Source organism: Streptomyces sp. cg35, from assembly GCF_050410835.1.
Taxonomy (GTDB): domain Bacteria; phylum Actinomycetota; class Actinomycetes; order Streptomycetales; family Streptomycetaceae; genus Streptomyces.
This window is the reverse complement of the sequence record NZ_CP191268.1, coordinates 745145-762168: the sequence shown is the minus strand read 5'-3', so window position 1 is coordinate 762168 and position 17024 is coordinate 745145. Positions and strand designations below refer to the sequence as shown.

The following is a 17024-nucleotide window of genomic DNA, read 5'->3' as shown; positions in this document are numbered from 1 at the left end:
CCAGATCCCCGCACCGTCCCGCACAGCCCACCACCGAAGGAACCGCCATGTCCCGGACCGTCACCGCCAGAACCCGCCGACTCACCGCCGCGCTCGCCGTCACCACCGCCCTCGTCATCGGCGCCACCGCCTGCGGCGGCACCACCAAGGACGACGCCAACAAGGAAGCGGCCAAGTCCAACGCCGCGGGCAAGGCCGACCCGAACGCGGCCACCAAGAAGGGCCTCACGGTCGCCTTCCTGCCCAAGCAGGTCAACAACCCGTACTTCACCACCTCCGACAACGGCGGCAAGAAGGCGCTCCAGGAGCTCGGTTCGACGTACAAGGAGGTCGGCACCAGCAGCGGTACCGACACCTCCGGTCAGGTCTCCTACGTCAACACCCTCACCCAGCAGCAGGCCGACGCCATCGCCGTGTCCGCGCAGGACCCGGGCGCCCTGTGCACCGCCCTGAAGCAGGCCATGAAGAACGGCGTCAGCATCGTCACGTACGACTCCGACACCAAGGCCGACTGCCGCAATGTCTTCGTCTCGCAGGCCAGCGCCGAGGACCTCGGCCGCACCCAGGTGCAGCAGATGGCCAAGCAGATCGGCAACAAGGGCGAGATCGCGATCCTCTCGGCGGCCCAGACGGCCACCAACCAGAACACCTGGATCGACTACATGAAGGACGAGCTGAAGAAGCCCGAGTACAAGGACATCAAGCTCGTCACGACCGCCTACGGGGACGACGACGCCCAGAAGTCGTTCCAGCAGACCCAGGGCCTCCTCCAGGAGCACCCGAAGCTCAAGGGGATCATCTCCCCGACCACCGTCGGCATCAAGGCCGCCGCCCAGTACCTGTCGGGCTCGAAGTACAAGGGCAAGGTCAAGCTCACCGGCCTCGGCACCCCGAACGACATGCGCGCCTACGTCAAGAACGGCACCGTCGAGGCGTTCGAGCTGTGGGACCCGGCCAAGCTGGGCGCGCTCGCCGCGCACACCGCCGTCGCCCTGGAGTCCGGCCAGATCACCGGCAAGGAGGGCGAGAAGTACAAGGCCGGCGACATGGGCGAGTTCACCATCGGCAAGGACGGCGTCGTCTCCCTCGGCAAGCCGACCGTCTTCGACAAGTCGAACATCGACCAGTTCCAGTTCTGATCCGCGAGGAGACGGGAGAGGCGACATGACGGACCCGCAGCGCGTCTGTTTCCTGCTGAAGGTCAGAGCCGACCGCATCGACGAGTACCGCGCGCGCCACCAGGACGTGTGGCGCGAGATGCGGGAGGCCCTGACCGCGAGCGGCTGGCACAACTACTCGCTCTTCCTGCGCGAGGACGGCCTGCTCGTCGGCTACCTGGAGACGGAGGACTTCGACGCCGCGCGCGCCGCCATGGACGCCACCGACGTCAACGCCCGCTGGCAGGCCCATATGGCCGACTTCTTCGAGGAGTTGGCCGGGCAGGCCCCGGACGCCGCGATGCGCCCGCTCACCGAGGTCTTCCACCTTGCGTGAGCGCGCGACGGTCGGCATCAAGGACGTGGCCCACGCAGCCGGAGTCTCCGTGGGCACCGTCTCCAACGTCCTCAACCAGCCCCACCGCGTCTCCGAACCGACCCGGCGCCACGTCCAGCAGGTCATCGCCCGCCTCGGCTACGTACGCAGCGAGTACGCCCGCCAGTTGCGCGCCGGGCACAGCCGCATCATGGCGCTGCTCGTCCTCGACATGGGCAACCCGTTCTTCGTGGACGTCGCGCGCGGCGCCGAGCGGGCCGCCCGCGACGCCGGGCTCGGCGTCATGGTCTGCAACAGCGCGCAGAACCCGTCCGAGGAGGCCGAGTACCTCTCGCTCTTCGCCGAACAGCGGGTGCGCGGCGCCCTGATCACCCCGGCCGACCCGAGCGGCGCGACGCTGCGCGACTTCCGCCGGCACGGCATTCCGTACGTCGTCGTGGACCGCGTCGCAGGCGACGAGGAAGGCTGCTCGGTCTCCGTCGACGACGTGTCGGGCGGCGCGCTGGCCGTCCGCCACCTCGTCGCCGGAGGACACCGCGCCCTCGCCTTCGTCAGCGGCCCGGCGCACCTCAGACAGGTGCAGGACCGCCGCGAGGGCGCCCTCAAGGCACTCGCCGAGGCGGGCCTGTCCGAGGACCTGCTGCGGGAACTGCCCACCGAGCGGCTCGACGTGGCCGCGGGCCGCGACGCGGGCGCCCGCCTCCTCGGCCTCGCACAGCGCCCCACGGCCGTCTTCTGCGCCAACGACCTGCTCGCCCTCGGCGTCCTGCAGGCCCTGTACGCGGCCGGGGTCAAGGTCCCCGACGACATGTCCATCGTGGGCTACGACGACATCGAGTTCGCCGCGGCGGCCACGGTCCCGCTCACCTCGGTCCGGCAGCCCGCCCTGACCCTGGGAGCCATCGCGGCGGAACTGCTCCTCCAGGAGACGGGGGAGCGCGCCGCCGAGCACCGGCATCAACACGTCGTGCTGCGGCCGGAGCTGGTGGTACGGGGATCGAGCAGGGCGCTGGGCTGAGCGGCCCCCGCCCGCTTCGCCGAACCGTGCCGCCACTGACTCGGCGTACTGCCGTAGGCCCGGTGGAACCGGCGGGTGAAATGGGCGGGGTGGACGAAACCCCAGGAGCGGGCGATGGCGCCGATCGTGCGATGAGCCTGGCCGGGGGAGGCCAGGTCGGCCCGCGCACCCTCCAGTCTGCGCTGGATGATCCAGCTCTCCAGACTCAGCCCCTCCTGCTCGCACAGCCGGTAGAGGGTGCGCACGGAGATGCCGTGCGCCCAGGCGATGCGCTGCGGCGCGAGGTCGGGCTCGCGCAGGTGTGCCCGTACATACGCCAGGATCCGGGTGAACAGCGTCTCCTCGGCGACGGCCCGGCGCAGACGGTCCCGGCCGGCGACCGACACGATCAGGGCCCGCGTCAGATGCACGGTGGCGGCGGCGAGCGCGTCCGCCGCGGGATCGTCACTCAGCCGGTCCGCGTGTCTGCGCAGCTCGCGGATCTGGTGCAGGAGCATCGACTCGACGGGGCTGTGCTGCAGCAGCGGGACCGCGGCCCGCACGGTGTCCACCGGCAGGCCCAGATGCGCCAGGCCGACGGAGAAGGCCACGGACCGGCCGATGCCCGACCAGGCGTACTCGTGCGAGGCGACCATGTGCGGTGTCAGCCCCACGCCCCCTCCCGCCAGACGTCGTTGGAATCCGTCGCAGCCGAAGGCGGCCGTGCCGAACCCCTCGGCCTGGGTCATGACCGAGACGTTGTCCATCAGTTCGCGACGAGCCGTGCGCACCGGCCGCGCGAAGCGCACCGCTGTGCCGTACGTGTCGAACAGGGTGAGCGGCCCGAAGTGCCAGACCTCCAGCCGCTTGCGCATCCTGGCAGCCGGTTCCCTCTCCTCGACCGTGGAGACACCGCCCTCCCGGGCCACCACGGAACGCAGCGCCTCGTACCGGTCCGCCGGGGCGAGGTCGTCGGTGTCGAGAACGAGCACGGAGCCCCCCACGGCAGTGGCGGCGGTCCCCTCACCGCCGCTCCCCTCGAAGGGCAGTGTCCGCCAGGGCGGGCATGTTCGACAAAGCTGCGTGTAGCGGACACGCGCTCCTGTCGGCCGGGCCGCGTAAAGGCTCCGGCACACAGGGGCCAGACCGTGGCGCGCAGGGTCAATCGGGCCTCCCGGGCCCATGTCATGCTCCCCTCCACCGGCGCGCCACCGAGCCCCAGGAAGGGACCCCGCCATGAGCGCTCCTGACACCGTCGTCCTCATCCACGGCTTCTGGGTCACGCCCCGCAGCTGGGAGCAGTGGGCCGAGCACTACAAGAAGCGGGGCTACCGGGTCCTCGCCCCCGCCTATCCGGGCTTCGAAGCGGAGGTCGAGGCGCTCAACACCGACCCCGCGCCGATCGAGAAGGTCACCGTCGAGCAGATCGTCGAGAAGCTGGAGACGCTGGTGCGCGGCCTGGACGAGCCGCCCGTCCTGATCGGCCACTCCGCCGGCGGCGTGTTCGTGCAGCTGCTGCTCGACCGGGGGCTCGGCGCGGCGGGGGTGGCGATCTGCTCCGCCCCCACGAAGGGCGTCGCGGTGCTGCCGCTGAGCCAGATCAAGGCCGCGTTCCCCGTGCTGCGCAACCCCGCCAACCGGCACCGGTCGGTCGCGCTGACCGCCGAGCAGTGGCACTACGCCTTCACCAACACCTTCTCCGAGCAGGAGTCGAAGCTCCTGTACGAGCGGTACGCGATCCCCGCGTCCGGCGCCATCTTCTGGGACAGCGCCCTGGCCACGCTCCGCCCCGGCCACCAGAGCACGTACGTCGACTACCACAACGACGCCCGGCCGCCGCTGCTCTTCGTCTCCGGCGGCGAGGACCATCTCATGCCGCCCAAGGTGCAGCAGTCCAACGCCCGTCACTACAAGTCGAGTTCGGTCACCGAGGTGAAGGAGTTCCCGGGCATGCCGCATCTGCTGCCCGCCGCCCCCGGCTGGGAGGAGGTCGCCGACCACGCCCTCGACTGGGCCCTCGCGCACGCCCGGTAGAAGCAGACCGCCCCGGGGCATCGGGAAGGAGCCCGCGCATGACCGTGGTCCGCGTCACCCACATCGGCGGTCCGACCACACTGATCGAGGCGGCCGGCTGGCGGCTGCTGACGGATCCGACGTTCGATCCGCCCGGCCGCCGCTACCCGTTCCGCTGGGGAACCTCCTCCCGCAAGACCGCGGGCCCCGCCCTGCGGGCCGCCGAACTCCCGCCGCTGGACGCTGTGCTGCTCACGCATGATCAGCACGCCGACAATCTCGGCACGGCGGGCCGCGCCCTGCTGGCCACGGTCGGCACCGTGCTCACGACGCCGTCCGGGGCTCGCCGCCTCGGCGGCACCTCCCGCGGTCTCGCGCCGTGGACGACACGGCGGCTGACGTCCCCGGACCGGGTCACTGTGGAGGTCACCGCCACCCCCGCCCGGCACGGCCCCCCGCTGTCCCGCGCGCTCGTCGGCGACGTCACCGGTTTCGCCCTGCGCTGGGAGGGTCAGCGGCACGGCACGCTGTGGATCTCCGGCGACACCGTCCTGTACGGCGGCGTGCGCGAGCTGGCCCGCCGCCAGGACGTGGGCACCGCGCTGCTGCACCTGGGCGGGGTGCGCTTCCCGCAGACCGGGCCGGTCCGTTACACGCTGACGGCGGCCCGGGCCGTGGAGCTGTGCCGGGAACTGCGGCCGCGCACCGTAATGCCCGTGCATTACGAAGGGTGGTCGCACTTCCGGGAAGGGCGCAGCGCGGTGACCGGCGCGTGGCGAAGGCACCCGCCGACGTACGGGCACAGGTCGTCTGGCTGCCGCCCGGCTCGGCCGAGGAGGTGACGGTCTGACGGCGGCGCGCTCTCGTCCGCCGAGTGCGCATGCCGGGCGGCTGCGCGTGAGGGGCCGAACGTCGCCCGTCCGGCCCCTCACCTGGTGCTCCGCCGCGGGTCAGCGCACCGTACTGGTCAACCGGTACCGTCCGGCCGGCAGCCGGTACGTGGCCGTCCCGTCCTCGAAGCCGACATAGCGCACCCCGTCCACCGAGGCCAGCGGTGTCCGTCCCTCACGCACGGCGGACGCCGACACCGCGGGCAGGCTCAGCGTCGCCTCGCTGTTCGCGGGGACGACCGCCTCGTACGTCAGCGTCCCGTCCTTCGCCAGCGACCACGCGCTGGTGATCTCGCCGTACGGGGACTCGTGCCGGCCCGTCACCCGGGTGATGCCGCCGGTCGGGTCCAGATGGGGCCGCAGGACGAAACGCTGGAACCCGGGGTGCTCCGGGTCCCGGGCGATGCCCGCCATGTACGCGTACATCCACTCCGCGATCGCGCCGTACGAGTAGTGGTTGAAGGAGTTCATCTCGACGGGGCCGAAACCGTCCTCCTTCGAGTACGAGTTCCAGCGCTCCCACACCGTCGTCGCGCCGTTGTCGACCGAGTACAGCCACGACGGCATGGCGTTCTGGTGGAGCAGCTTGTACGCGAGGTCGGCGCGGCCCTCGTCGGTCAGCACCGGCGCGAGGACGTTCACGCCGAGGAAGCCCACGGACAGGGTGTTCTCGGCGTACTGCACACGGGCACTGTCGGGGTGGGCGGCCTTGTACGCCGCGTCGTTGCCGATGTTGTCCGCCAACAGGCCCACCAGCGACCGGCGTTGGGCCTGCGTGTCGTAGAAGCCGAGCTTGAGCACCCACAGCAGTGCCGACTGACTGTTGTCCTCGGGGTCGCCGCCCATGGACGGCTTGCCGCCGAGGCTCGACCGTACGGTGATCTTGTCGCCGTCCGTCTCCACGTACTTGGCCATGAACGCGCGCCGGATGTTGGTGAAGAGCCCGTCGTACGTCTTGGCCTCCGCGGCGCGCCCGGTGGCCCGCGCCATCTGGGCCATCAGACGGACGCTGTAGGCGTAGTACGCGTCGCTCATCAGCTGGGTGCCGGTGTTCTGCGGCGCCAGCCAGTCGGCGAAGATCGCGCCCTGTCCGGCGTAACTGTCCCCGCCCTGCTCCCGGATCCAGTCGATGTAGCGGGCCATCGCGTCCCAGCTGCGGTCGATGATGGTCCGGTCGCCGCTCATCTGCCACACCGTCCACGGCACGATCACTCCGCAGTCCGCCCAACCGCTGCACGGCGACGCCGCGTTGTACCGGTTGCCGGGCGCGACCGCCGTGAACTGGGCGCCGCCCAGCCCGTAGATCTTCTGCGACTCGATGAGGATGTCCTCGAAGTTGCTGAGGAACGCGACCGCGTCCGCGTTGTAGAGCCCGGTGTTGGAGAAGACCTGGGTGTCACCGGTCCAGCCGAGCCGCTCGTCGCGCTGCGGGCAGTCGGTGGGCACCCACAGGTAATTGCCGCGCTGACCCCACCGCACGTTGCTGATCAGCTGGTTGACCTTGTCGTCGTCCGTGCTGACACTGCCGATGTCCCGGACCGCCGACGTGGCGACCTTGCCCGTGACACCGGACACGGTGACCTCGGTGTCCGGCGTCGTCACCTCCACCGACACATAGCGGAAGCCGTAGAACGTGAGCGAGTCCTGATGGGTCTCGCCGTCCTTCGCGCCCTTGAGGACGTACGTGCTCGTGGCCTTGGCGCTGCGCAGGTTGGCCCGGTACGGGGAACCCACCGGGCCGTCCGCGCCCTTGCTGTCGTCATTGAGCATCTCGGCGAACTTCACGACGACTTCGGCGCCCGCCGGGCCGGTCAGCGTGTAGCGGGGGACGCCGACCATGTTCTGGCCGAGGTCGTAGACGGCCGTGTCGCCGGTGCGCAGCGCGACGGCCCCCGGGGTGCCCGCGGTGGAGCGCGCCGGGTCGGGCACGATACGGCCCTTGCCGTTGGCGCTCGACGACTCGCCCGTGACCTCGTCGTAGACCGTGAGGGACTGCGGGCGCCGGTCCCACTTCGCCATCAGCCGGGCCGACTCGCCGGGGTACGCGGTGAGCTTGGCGTCGGGGAACTTCGCCGCGTAGCCGACCTGCTCGACCTCCGCCCAGCCGGCGGTGTCGAAGCCGTTCGCCGCCCAGCCGTCGAGCTCCTGGCGGGCGTCGTACGTCTGGCCGTCGTAGATGTCGTCGGCGCGGTAGGGACCCTTGTCGGTGGCCTTCCACCCGTCACCGGGCTTCGTGACGACCGACTGCGTGCTGCCGTCGGCGTAGCGGATCAGGAGCTTGGCCTTCAGCGCGAGCGGGTTGCCGTCCTTGGAGTAGTACGTACTGCCCTCGGAGACCCGCGCGTTGTACCAGCCGTTGCCCAGCACCGCCGCGAGCGTCACCGGCCGGCCGCTCGCGACCAGGTCCGAGACGTCGTACGTCAGGTAGTTCACGGTCATGTCGTAGTTGGTCCAGCCCGGGGCGAGCAGCTCGGCCGTGCGGCCGCCGTCCTGGGGGACGGTGACGCGCTCGCCGTTCACGTACGCCTCGTAGACGCCGAGGGCGGTCACGTACAGGCGGGCCTCACTGACCTTGCCCTTCCGCAGCGCCGTCTCGCAGCGGAGCATGGGCGCGCCCGCCGAGTTCGGCGCCTTGCCCTTCATGCCGATCCACTGCGCGCCGTCCCAGCCGGTGACGCCGTCGGAGCCGAGCAGGCCCGTCTCGAAGGACGCGGCGGGCGCGGTGCCGACCTTGCGACGCTGGGCGTCCCAGACGGTGACGGCCCAGAAGTACCGCGTGGACGGCTTCAGCCGGGGCCCGTCGTAGAGCACGGCGACCGAGTCGGACGAGGTCACCCGGCCGCTGTCCCAGACGTCGGGCCGTGAAGAGGCGAGCCGCGCGGGCGAGGACGCGACCTGGATCCGGTACGCGCCCTGCGTGAGGCCGCGCTGCTGCGAGCCGAGGCGCCAGCCGAAGCGGGGGCGGGCGGCGTCCGTGCCGAGCGGCTGGACACGGTGCTCCACGGTCAGACCGGTCACGGCGCCGCCGTCGGTCTGCGCGGCGGGAGCCGCCTGGGCGGGGGCCGCACCGGCGAACGTGCCGGCGGCGGCCACGACGGGCACGGCGCCCGCGGTCGCGGCGAGGACGGTCCTGCGGCGGATGTCGCTGCTCATCTGTCAGGTTTCCCTTCGGCGGTGAAGGTGCTCGCCCCTGGTCAGGATCGGTTGAACGATTTCAAACGATTCAATATGGGGTGGAGGAACCTACGTGCAGCTGTGACCCGTGGCAAGAGGTGTGCATGAAGCGCCTGTATGGAAGTGATTCACCGGCGCCGTCTCCCTGTGCGGAGTCGCCGACGGTAAGGTGCGAAACGATTCAACCGGAACGGGGCGGTTGCGGCGCCGTCCGCGGCCGGACAACGACCGGGCCGGCCCACGTACACTCCCCCTGCCGCACCCGCTCACCTGGAGGTCCACGCCCGATGGCACAGTCCGTGGGGATCAAGGACGTCGCGCGCGTCGCCGGGGTGTCCGTGGGCACGGTCTCGAACGTGATCAACCGGCCCGAGACCGTCGCCGACGAGACCCGGGCCCGCGTCCTCGCGGCCATCGACCGCCTCGGCTACGTCCGCAGCGAGTCCGCCCGCCAACTGCGCGCGGGCCGCAGCCGCATCATGGGCCTGCTCGTCCTCGACATGGGCAACCCGTTCTTCGTGGACGTGGCACGCGGCGCCGAGCGCGCCGCCCGCGACGCCGGGCTCGGCGTCATGGTGTGCAACAGCGCGCAGAGCGCATCCGAGGAGGCCGAGTACCTCTCGCTCTTCGCGGAGCAGCGGGTGCGCGGCGTCCTGCTGACCCCGGCCGAGGCGACGGGCCGTACCGTCGAGGGATTCCGGCGGCACGACATCCCGTTCGTGCTCGTCGACCGGGTCGCGGAGGGCGCCACCGAGTGCTCGGTCTCCGTCGACGACGTCAACGGCGGCGCTCTCGCCGTGCGCCATCTCGTCGACGCCGGACACCGCCGCATCGCCTACGTCAGCGGCCCGCCCGCCCTGAACCAGGTCAAGGACCGCCGCCAGGGCGCGCTGCGCGCCCTGGAAGAGGCCGGGCTGCCCGCATCCGCCCTGCACGAACTGCCCACCGAGCGCCTCGACGTGGCCGCCGGGCGCGACGCCGGTGCCCGCCTGCTCGGTCTCGCAGACCGCCCCACTGCCGTCTTCTGCGCGAACGACCTGCTCGCCCTCGGCGTCCTGCAGTCCATGTACGCGGCGGGGGTACGGGTCCCGGAGGACGTCGCGATCGTCGGCTACGACGACATCGAGTTCGCGGCGGCCGCCGCGGTACCGCTCACCTCCGTGCGCCAGCCCGCCGTCACCATGGGCGCGCTCGCCGCCGATCTGCTCCTGGAGGAGATCGCCGCCGCCGACCACCCGGACACCGTGCACGAGCACCGCCGCGTGGTGCTCCAGCCCGAGCTCGTCGTCCGTGGCTCCAGCCTGGGCCCGCGCTGACCTCGGCCGCTGCCGTGTGCTGAACTGGGCGGCGGACCCGGCGTCCGGAATCCGGGGCCGCCCGCACGCCATGCGCACACCAGCGCAGCAGCACGCCCGCACATCAGCACGTTCGCACAGGAGTCGAATTGAGCGCCGCGCGATACCGACAGGCCGGGGTCGTCCTCACCGACCGCCGTTTCTCCGTCCCGCTGGACCACGACGCCCCGGACGGCGAGCGGATCGAGGTGTACGCGCGCGAGGCCGTCGCCGCGGGCCGCGAGGACGCCGAACTGCCCTGGCTGGTCTACCTCCAGGGCGGTCCCGGCTTCGGCGCCAACCGGTTCGCCGGCAAGCAGGCCTGGCTCGGCCGCGCCCTCCAGGACTACCGCGTCCTCCTCCTCGACCAGCGCGGCACCGGCGCGTCCGCCCCCGCCAACCGGCAGACCCTCCCGCTGCGCGGCGACGCCCGCGCCCAGGCCGACTACCTGACCCACTTCCGTGCCGACGCGATCGTCCGCGACTGCGAGCTCATCCGCCACGAGGTCACGGGCGGCGCGCCCTGGACCGTGCTCGGACAGAGCTTCGGCGGCTTCTGCGCCACCCACTACCTGTCGTCCGCACCGCACGGCCTGGAGGCGGCGCTCATCACGGGCGGACTGCCCACGCTGGACGGCCACGCCGACGACGTGTACCGGGCCGCGTACCCACGCATCGAACGCAAGGTCCGCGCGCACTACGCCCGCTACCCGATGGACGTCGAGCGGGCACGGGAGATCGCCGCGTACGTCCAGGAACACGAGCCCGTCCTGCCCGGCGGCTACCGGCTGACGCTGGAGGCGTTCCAGTCGCTCGGCATCTGGCTCGGCGGCTCCGACGGCAGCGACCGCCTGCACTACCTGCTGGAGGACGCGTTCGTGCGCACCCCCGCGGGCCGCGAGCTCGCGGACGCGTTCCAGGAGCAGGTGGCCTCGGCACTGTCGTACGCGGGCCACCCGCTGTACGCGGTGCTGCACGAGGCGATCTACGCGCAGGGCGGCCGCGCCACGGACTGGGCGGCCGAGCGCGTGCGCGCCGAGTTCCCCCAGTTCGACGGCGACAAGGCCCTCGCGTCCGGTGCGGCCCTCATGTTCACCGGTGAGTCGATCCACCCGTGGCAGTTCGAGAGCGACCCGGCGCTGCGGCCCCTGCGGGACGCGGCGCACGACCTGGCCGCGCGCACGGACTGGACGCCCTTGTACGACACGACCCGGCTCGCGGCGAACGAGGTGCCGGTGGCCGCCGCCGTCTACCACGACGACATGTACGTCGACACGGACCACGCCCTGCGCACGGCCGGCGCGATCCGCGGACTGCGCCCCTGGGTGACGAACGAGTTCGAGCACGACGGACTGCGGGCGGGCGGGCCGCGGGTGCTCGACCGGCTGCTGGCGACGGTGCGCGGCGAGGTGTGACCCGGCCCGGACACATAGGCTGCCGGACATGAGCGTGACTGAACCGAACAGCCAGGCACCGTTGCAGCCGATGCCGGACGACTGGACGCGGGCCCTCGCGGTCGTCGCCCACCCCGACGACCTGGAGTACGGCTGCGCCGCGGCCGTCGCCGCCTGGACGGACGGGGGCCGCGAGGTCACGTACGTCCTCGCCACCCGGGGCGAGGCCGGTATCGACACCCTCGAACCGGCGACGTGCGGCCCGCTGCGCGAACAGGAGCAGCGGGCCAGCGCCGCCGTCGTCGGCGTCGACACCGTCGAGTTCCTCGACCACCGGGACGGGGTCGTCGAGTACGGCCCGGCACTGCGCCGGGACATCGCCGCCGCGATCCGCCGCCACCGCCCGGAACTCGTCATCACCCTCAACCACCGCGACACCTGGGGCGGCGTCCACTGGAACACCCCCGACCACGTCGCCGTCGGCCGCGCCACCCTCGACGCCGCGGCCGACGCGGGCAACCGGTGGATCTTCCCGGAGCTGACCGAACAGGGCCTTCAGCCGTGGAACGGGGTGCGATGGGTGGCCGTCGCGGGATCCGCCGAGCCGACCCACGCCGTCGACGCGACGCCCGGCCTCGAACGCGCCGTCCGCTCCCTGCTCGAACACCGCACCTATATCGAGGTGTTGACGAGCGAGGACCCGGAGACGTACTGCCGTACGTTCCTGACGCAGAACGTGGAGTCCGTGGCCGAGCGGTTCGGCGGAACGCCCGCCGTGCCGTTCGAGGTGTTCAGCCGCTAGGCGCGGTCGGACACATGGGCGGGAGAGCCGGGGACATCGGGAAGAGGAACGGAGAGCCGGACGCATGATGGCTCGCAGCAAGCTGATCCAGGAGCTGCGCCGCGGCGACGCCGGCCACACCGCCGCGTCGGCCGCGCAGCTCGTGGAGGACTACGCCCACCAACTCGCCGTGCAGCTGCGGGAGGCCGGTCATCGTGACGCCGCCGACCTCATCGATCCCCGCCGCGGCCGGTGCATGTGCGGGGCGCCGGCCGGCGACGACGAGGACAGTGCGCTGACCCGCCGGTACTGGCATCACTCCCGGGCCTGTCCGCTGGGCTCGCCCACCGATTGACGAAGGCCCGCGAGCCAGCCGGTGGCGGTCACCACCTCGCCCGCGATGGCACCGACGGACCGCCCGTCCGTCGTCACCCGGATCGTGCCCGCGGCGGCCCGCCCGTCCAGGATCCGTGCCTTGCGGGCGCTCGCCGCCAGCTCCGTCGCCAGCTCGGAGCCGAGTTCCCGGCCGGTCAGCCGCTCGTGGGCGGTGGCGTCGGACGCGGTGAGCAGGATCCGGGTGATCCGGACCCGCGCCCCCATCGCGCGCTCGAACATGCCGGTCGCCTCGGGCAGCACGCTCGCCGTGTTCGTGTAGACGAGACGGCGGTGGCCGAGCGCGGCGAAGTTCGCCCAGACCGCCGTGAGATTGCGTTCGGTGATCCCCGCACGGTGCGGGTCGTCCTCCGGCGCCGGGTGCACCTGGCCCATGAAGTCGCCGTCGACGACCGTATGAGGGACGGCCGCGGCACGCAGCAGCGCCGAGACCTCCCATCCCACGGTGGTCTTGCCGACCCCGGCCCGTCCCCCGATGAGGAGTACTTCCGCTGCCGTACCGTCCGTATCCGTAGCGTCCATGGGGGCAGACTGTCAGCGTGCGGCCTCGCCTCGCGATCCTGTTTTCGCACCACCGGATGAGGCGCGCGGCGCCGTTCGAAGCGGTCAACCCGCGGGCGCGCGGGGCACTATCGTGTGCGGATGGCTGCCGAGCTGATCCGTATCGTCTCCCGTTCCTCACCGATGGCGCTCGCCCAGGTGGAGCGCGTCCGCGCCGAACTCGCCGTGATCCACCCCGATGTGCGCACCGAGGTCGTCCCCGTCACCACCAGCGGCGACAAGTGGATGGGCGACCTCGCCGCGCTCGGCGGGAAGGGCGCCTTCACCAAAGAGGTCGACCAGGCGCTGCTCGACGGGCGGGCCGATCTGGCCGTGCACTGCCTCAAGGACGTCCCGGCGGACCGGCCGCTGCCCGAAGGGTGCACGTTCGGGGCGTACTTGAAGCGCGACGACGTCCGTGACGCGCTGATCGACCCTGCGGGGCGGACCCTCGACGAACTGCCCGAAGGCACCCGGGTCGGGACGTCGTCCGTGCGCAGGGTGGCCCAACTGGCCGCCACGCACCCGCATCTGACCTGCGTTCCGATGCGCGGCAACGCCAACCGGAGGCTGGAGAAGCTCGCGGCGGGGGACGCGGACGTCCTGCTGCTCGCGGTGTCGGGGCTCGAACGGATCGGGCGCCCGGACCTGATGACCGACGTGCTGTCACCGGAGCTGATGTGCCCGCCCATCGGGGCGGGCATCCTGGCGCTGCAGTGCCGCGCCGACGACGAGGCGACCCTCGACACCGTGAGCGGGCTCGGACACCGGGACACCTGGCGCGAGGCGACCGCCGAGCGCATGTTCCTGCACGTACTGCAGGGACACTGCAACTCGCCGGTCGCCGGGTACGCGCGGGCCGAGCGCGGCGGTGACCTGTCGCTGCGGGCCTGTGTGTTCACGCCCGACGGGAAGCGGGTGCTGAACGCCCAGGAGTGGGCGGGGCCGTTGGACCCCGCCACCCTGGGCATGTCCGTGGCGGTGGCGCTGCTGCGGCAGGGCGCACGCGAGCTGATCGACGGCATTCCGCACTGACGGGAGCGACGGCATCCGCACCGACGGGACGGTCAGGCCACCTGCGCGGTCTCCCGCATCCGCCGGGGCAGCCGTCCTGCCGCCGCCGCGCCGACGCAGGTCACGAGAGCCAGGGCGGTCAGCGTCGGCCCCATCGACGCGGTGAGGTCCCTGCCGGACATGAGCAGGGTCGTGGACAGGGCCGTGCCGAGGGTCGGGCCGATGTTCATCGCCGTCTGCTGGAGGCCGCCCGCCACCCCGGCGTCGGCCGCGGCCGCCCGGCGGACGAGCACCTCCGTGGCGCTGACCATCACCGTGCCGAAGCCCGTGCCCATCGCGAACGCGCAGGCCCCGATCGCCGGTGCCGTGGCCGTGGCGTCGAGCCTGCCGAAGCCGAAGACGCCGAGCGCCAGGAGGGCCATGCCCGCGCCCGTCGTCGCCCGCGCCCCGTACCGGCGCAGCAGCACCGCGCTCAGCGGCGCCGCGAGGATCATGCACAGCGCGGCGGGCAGCATGCGCAACGCCGTGCCGAGCGCGTCGAGCCCGAGGACGTCCTGCAGGAAGTACGACGCCACGAACAGCGAGCCGAACAGCGCCGCCGACGCGGCCAGCAGGATCCCGAGCGCGGCGACGACGACCGGTGAGGCCACGACGGACGGCGCCAGCAGCGGGCTCGCCGTGCGGCGTTCGTGCCGGACGAGTGCCGCGGTCGCCGTCACGGCGCCGGCCACGGCGAGGACCGTGAGTGTCGACCAGCCGGCGCCGGGCAGCTCGACCAGCGCGGTGACCAGGCAGGCGAGGGCCGTGCCGAGCAGCAGCACACCGCCCGGGTCCAGGCCCACGGGACCCGGCGCCGCAGAGGGCTCCGGATCCCGTACGAGCAGCACGAGCAGGGCGATCGCCACCGCGGGCAGCACCCCCAGGAAGAACACCGAGCGCCAGCCGAGATGTGCCGTCAGCGCGCCGCCGACCAGGGGTCCGGCGGCCGCCGCGACGCCGATCGCGCTCGTGCGCAGCGCGATCGGCATGCCGAGTCGGTCCGGAGGGTACGCCGCCCGCAGCATGCCGAGCGTCGCCGGTTGCAGCAGGGCGCCGCACACGCCCTGCGCGACGCGCAGGGCGATCACCCAGCCGATGCCGGGCGCGAACCCGATCCCCGCCGACGTGGCCGCGAAGCCGAGCATGCCGAGGGCGAAGAGCCGCCGGTGCCCGTACCGGTCGCCGAGGCGCCCCGCGAAGACCAGCAGGCTCGCCACCGCGATGAGATAGGCCGTGCCGGTCCACTGGGCCTCGGCCAGCGACGCGTCCAGGTCGCGCTGGAGCGCGGGCCGGGCGATGGTCAGCACGGTGCCGTCGAGCGCGACGAGGACGGCGCCGACGACGCTGCCGGCCAGGGTGACGCGGCGGTGCGACAGCACACCCATCAGGCCACCGGGCCCAGATGCGCGTCGAGGACCGAGGCGAGGAGCGGCTCGATGTCGGCGGCGCCGACGGCGAGTTGCAGACTTCCCCAGCCCCACAGCTGCGCGACGCCGTGCAGATTCGCCCACAACGCGCCCGCCACGACGGTCGGTTCGACATCAGGGCGGGCCGACCCGACCAGCTCCACGAGCATCCCGAAGAGCGGCAGACTCGTCTCCCGCAGGCCCAACGTGCCGCTTTCCAGCACATCGTGACGGAACATCAACTCGTACATGCCGCGATGGTCCGCCGCGAAGTCCAGATACACGCGGGACAGGGCGGCCAGCCGTGCGCGCGGGCTCTCCTCGCTGGCGTGGACGGCCTCCTTCGCCCGCGCCCCCAGATCCGTGAAGCCGCGGCGGGCGATCGCCGACAGCAGCTCCAGGTGGGTGGGGAAGTAGCGGCGGGGCGCCCCGTGCGAGACCCCCGCCCCGCGGGCGATCTCCCTGAGCGACAGGGCCGCCGCTCCCTTCGCGTCGACGAGGGCGACACCCGTCTCGATGAGGCGGTCCCGAAGGGTGCCGCCGTCGTTCTCCGTCTGCATAGACACTGTCTACCAGTCGCCAGTAGACAGCGTCTACTCCTTCCCTGTGTGGTTGTCGGGCCTTCTAGGTGCGGGGAAAGACCGCTACGCTGCGCGCCGCCAGCACCGCCGTACCGTCCTCGACCGGCAGGGGGCCGCATGATCGACACGACCGACACGGAGATCCCCGACGGCGACGACCGGCGGCTGCGCCTGGACGTGGAGAAGAACGGCATCGGCGTCCTCACGCTCTGCCGCCCGGCCAAGCTGAACGCCTGGAGCTGGGAGTCCAGTCGCCAGCTCGGCGTCATGGCCGACCGGATCCGCTTCGACGACCGCATCCGCGTCGTCCTGCTGCGGGCCGAGGGCCGCGCCTTCTGCGCGGGCATCGACGTGGGTGCGCCCGGCGGCGGTATCGAGGGGGAGAGCGGCTCCGCACGCAGCCGGGGCTACTACGAGGGAATCCGCTGGGCGCACGAGCGGTTCGCCGCGTTCGCGCGGCTGCCACAGCCGGTGGTCGCGGGCGTCCAGGGCTACTGCCTGGGCTTCGGCTTCGAACTGGCGCTGATGGCGGACGTCCGCATCGCGGCGGACGACGCCGTGTTCGCGCTGCCCGAGGCCCGGCTCGGCGTCGCCGTCGACGCGGGCGGCGATCTGCGGATCGCGCGCGAGGCGGGAGCGGGCTGGGCGAAGTTCCTCGCGCTCACCGGACGCCGGATCGACGCGGACACCGCGCAGCGCCTCAACCTGCTCCAGCAGGTCGTGCCCGCGGCCGAGTTGGAGAGCGCCGCGCGCGAGGTGGCGGCCGAGATCGCCGCGAACGCCCCGCTCGCCGTGCAGTCCGTCAAGCGGGACATCGACGCCTACGCCGACCACGGGCTCGACGCCGCCCTGGACCGGGTGGCCATGAGCGCGGCCCTCACGCTCACCTCGGACGACGCGACGGAGGGGTTCACCGCGCAGGCGCACCGCAGGCCGCCGGAGTTCCGGGGCGCGTGACCCGGGGCCGGCCGGCC

General features: G+C 72.4%; 16 protein-coding genes. 11 read left to right on the top strand and 5 right to left on the bottom strand.

The window, feature by feature from the left end:
• The first annotated feature begins 47 nt into the window (after nucleotides 1-47).
• The 3 genes from rhaS to ACQUQD_RS03715 are packed head-to-tail and all read left to right on the top strand — an operon-like array spanning nucleotide 48 to nucleotide 2512.
• On the top strand, nucleotides 48-1139 hold the full coding sequence (rhaS, locus tag ACQUQD_RS03725; RefSeq protein WP_428950468.1) for a rhamnose ABC transporter substrate-binding protein: 1092 nt from the start codon (nucleotides 48-50) through the stop codon (nucleotides 1137-1139).
• 25 nt (nucleotides 1140-1164) lie between these two features.
• Nucleotides 1165-1494 (top strand): L-rhamnose mutarotase, encoded by a 330-nt coding sequence (locus ACQUQD_RS03720; RefSeq protein WP_428950467.1) that lies wholly within the window; start codon nucleotides 1165-1167, stop codon nucleotides 1492-1494.
• Nucleotides 1487-2512: a LacI family DNA-binding transcriptional regulator gene (locus ACQUQD_RS03715; protein ID WP_428950466.1), complete on the top strand. Its 1026-nt coding sequence runs from the start codon at nucleotides 1487-1489 to the stop codon at nucleotides 2510-2512. Before ACQUQD_RS03720 ends, ACQUQD_RS03715 begins: the two co-directional genes overlap by 8 nt.
• Here ACQUQD_RS03715 and ACQUQD_RS03710 read toward each other — a convergent pair.
• Entirely contained in the window at nucleotides 2452-3483 is a 1032-nt protein-coding gene (locus tag ACQUQD_RS03710; protein WP_428950465.1) for a helix-turn-helix domain-containing protein, read from the bottom strand. The two genes, ACQUQD_RS03715 and ACQUQD_RS03710, sit on opposite strands and share 61 nt — an antisense overlap.
• Before the next feature lie 244 nt (nucleotides 3484-3727).
• Here ACQUQD_RS03710 and ACQUQD_RS03705 point away from each other — a divergent pair, with 244 nt between their 5' ends.
• Entirely contained in the window at nucleotides 3728-4525 is a 798-nt protein-coding gene (locus tag ACQUQD_RS03705) for an alpha/beta hydrolase (RefSeq protein WP_428950464.1), read from the top strand.
• Between the two features lie 38 nt (nucleotides 4526-4563).
• The gene (locus tag ACQUQD_RS03700; protein WP_428950463.1) at nucleotides 4564-5346 is read left to right on the top strand and encodes an MBL fold metallo-hydrolase; all 783 of its coding nucleotides are present in this window, start codon (nucleotides 4564-4566) and stop codon (nucleotides 5344-5346) included.
• A 108-nt stretch (nucleotides 5347-5454) separates the two neighbouring features.
• Here the strand turns inward: ACQUQD_RS03700 and ACQUQD_RS03695 are convergent, their stop codons facing one another.
• The gene (locus tag ACQUQD_RS03695; protein ID WP_428950462.1) at nucleotides 5455-8547 is read right to left on the bottom strand and encodes a family 78 glycoside hydrolase catalytic domain; all 3093 of its coding nucleotides are present in this window, start codon (nucleotides 8545-8547) and stop codon (nucleotides 5455-5457) included.
• Between the two features lie 308 nt (nucleotides 8548-8855).
• Here ACQUQD_RS03695 and ACQUQD_RS03690 point away from each other — a divergent pair, with 308 nt between their 5' ends.
• The 4 genes from ACQUQD_RS03690 to ACQUQD_RS03675 all read left to right on the top strand — a co-directional run bounded on the left by ACQUQD_RS03690 (nucleotide 8856) and on the right by ACQUQD_RS03675 (nucleotide 12432).
• Nucleotides 8856-9884 (top strand): LacI family DNA-binding transcriptional regulator, encoded by a 1029-nt coding sequence (locus tag ACQUQD_RS03690; protein ID WP_428950461.1) that lies wholly within the window; start codon nucleotides 8856-8858, stop codon nucleotides 9882-9884.
• A gap of 128 nt (nucleotides 9885-10012) precedes the next feature.
• Entirely contained in the window at nucleotides 10013-11317 is a 1305-nt protein-coding gene (locus ACQUQD_RS03685) for an alpha/beta fold hydrolase (RefSeq protein WP_428950460.1), read from the top strand.
• 28 nt (nucleotides 11318-11345) lie between these two features.
• Nucleotides 11346-12098 carry a PIG-L deacetylase family protein gene (locus tag ACQUQD_RS03680; RefSeq protein WP_428950459.1) on the top strand — a complete coding sequence of 251 codons (753 nt, stop codon included), beginning with the start codon at nucleotides 11346-11348 and terminating at the stop codon, nucleotides 12096-12098.
• Between the two features lie 64 nt (nucleotides 12099-12162).
• Nucleotides 12163-12432 carry a hypothetical protein gene (locus ACQUQD_RS03675; RefSeq protein ID WP_428950458.1) on the top strand — a complete coding sequence of 90 codons (270 nt, stop codon included), beginning with the start codon at nucleotides 12163-12165 and terminating at the stop codon, nucleotides 12430-12432.
• Here ACQUQD_RS03675 and ACQUQD_RS03670 read toward each other — a convergent pair.
• The gene (locus ACQUQD_RS03670; protein WP_428950457.1) at nucleotides 12393-12992 is read right to left on the bottom strand and encodes a hypothetical protein; all 600 of its coding nucleotides are present in this window, start codon (nucleotides 12990-12992) and stop codon (nucleotides 12393-12395) included. The genes ACQUQD_RS03675 and ACQUQD_RS03670 overlap by 40 nt on opposite strands.
• 120 nt (nucleotides 12993-13112) lie before the next feature.
• Between ACQUQD_RS03670 and hemC the strand changes: the two genes are divergently transcribed.
• Nucleotides 13113-14045: a hydroxymethylbilane synthase gene (hemC, locus tag ACQUQD_RS03665; protein WP_428950456.1), complete on the top strand. Its 933-nt coding sequence runs from the start codon at nucleotides 13113-13115 to the stop codon at nucleotides 14043-14045.
• Nucleotides 14046-14077: 32 nt separating this feature from the next.
• Here hemC and ACQUQD_RS03660 read toward each other — a convergent pair whose 3' ends face one another.
• Nucleotides 14078-15448 carry an MFS transporter gene (locus tag ACQUQD_RS03660; protein WP_428950455.1) on the bottom strand — a complete coding sequence of 457 codons (1371 nt, stop codon included), beginning with the start codon at nucleotides 15446-15448 and terminating at the stop codon, nucleotides 14078-14080.
• A complete protein-coding gene (locus tag ACQUQD_RS03655) occupies nucleotides 15448-16029 on the bottom strand; it encodes a TetR/AcrR family transcriptional regulator (RefSeq protein ID WP_428950454.1) in 582 nt (193 codons plus the stop codon). The genes ACQUQD_RS03660 and ACQUQD_RS03655 overlap by 1 nt, the downstream gene beginning before the upstream one ends.
• A gap of 138 nt (nucleotides 16030-16167) precedes the next feature.
• Here ACQUQD_RS03655 and ACQUQD_RS03650 point away from each other — a divergent pair, with 138 nt between their 5' ends.
• Nucleotides 16168-17007 carry an enoyl-CoA hydratase/isomerase family protein gene (locus tag ACQUQD_RS03650; RefSeq protein WP_428950453.1) on the top strand — a complete coding sequence of 280 codons (840 nt, stop codon included), beginning with the start codon at nucleotides 16168-16170 and terminating at the stop codon, nucleotides 17005-17007.
• Nucleotides 17008-17024: the final 17 nt, after the last annotated feature.

Excerpts from the sequence above, each read along its gene's own strand:
- ACQUQD_RS03650 (WP_428950453.1), top strand. The coding sequence starts at position 16,168 with ATGATCGACACGACCGACACGGAGATCCCCGACGGCGACGACCGGCGG.
- ACQUQD_RS03680 (WP_428950459.1), top strand. The coding sequence starts at position 11,346 with ATGAGCGTGACTGAACCGAACAGCCAGGCACCGTTGCAGCCGATGCCG.
- ACQUQD_RS03655 (WP_428950454.1), bottom strand. The coding sequence starts at position 16,029 with ATGCAGACGGAGAACGACGGCGGCACCCTTCGGGACCGCCTCATCGAG.
- ACQUQD_RS03700 (WP_428950463.1), top strand. The coding sequence starts at position 4,564 with ATGACCGTGGTCCGCGTCACCCACATCGGCGGTCCGACCACACTGATC.
- ACQUQD_RS03695 (WP_428950462.1), bottom strand. The coding sequence starts at position 8,547 with ATGAGCAGCGACATCCGCCGCAGGACCGTCCTCGCCGCGACCGCGGGC.
- ACQUQD_RS03660 (WP_428950455.1), bottom strand. The coding sequence starts at position 15,448 with ATGGGTGTGCTGTCGCACCGCCGCGTCACCCTGGCCGGCAGCGTCGTC.
- ACQUQD_RS03705 (WP_428950464.1), top strand. The coding sequence starts at position 3,728 with ATGAGCGCTCCTGACACCGTCGTCCTCATCCACGGCTTCTGGGTCACG.
- ACQUQD_RS03675 (WP_428950458.1), top strand. The coding sequence starts at position 12,163 with ATGATGGCTCGCAGCAAGCTGATCCAGGAGCTGCGCCGCGGCGACGCC.
- ACQUQD_RS03690 (WP_428950461.1), top strand. The coding sequence starts at position 8,856 with ATGGCACAGTCCGTGGGGATCAAGGACGTCGCGCGCGTCGCCGGGGTG.
- rhaS (WP_428950468.1), top strand. The coding sequence starts at position 48 with ATGTCCCGGACCGTCACCGCCAGAACCCGCCGACTCACCGCCGCGCTC.
- hemC (WP_428950456.1), top strand. The coding sequence starts at position 13,113 with ATGGCTGCCGAGCTGATCCGTATCGTCTCCCGTTCCTCACCGATGGCG.
- ACQUQD_RS03670 (WP_428950457.1), bottom strand. The coding sequence starts at position 12,992 with ATGGACGCTACGGATACGGACGGTACGGCAGCGGAAGTACTCCTCATC.
- ACQUQD_RS03720 (WP_428950467.1), top strand. The coding sequence starts at position 1,165 with ATGACGGACCCGCAGCGCGTCTGTTTCCTGCTGAAGGTCAGAGCCGAC.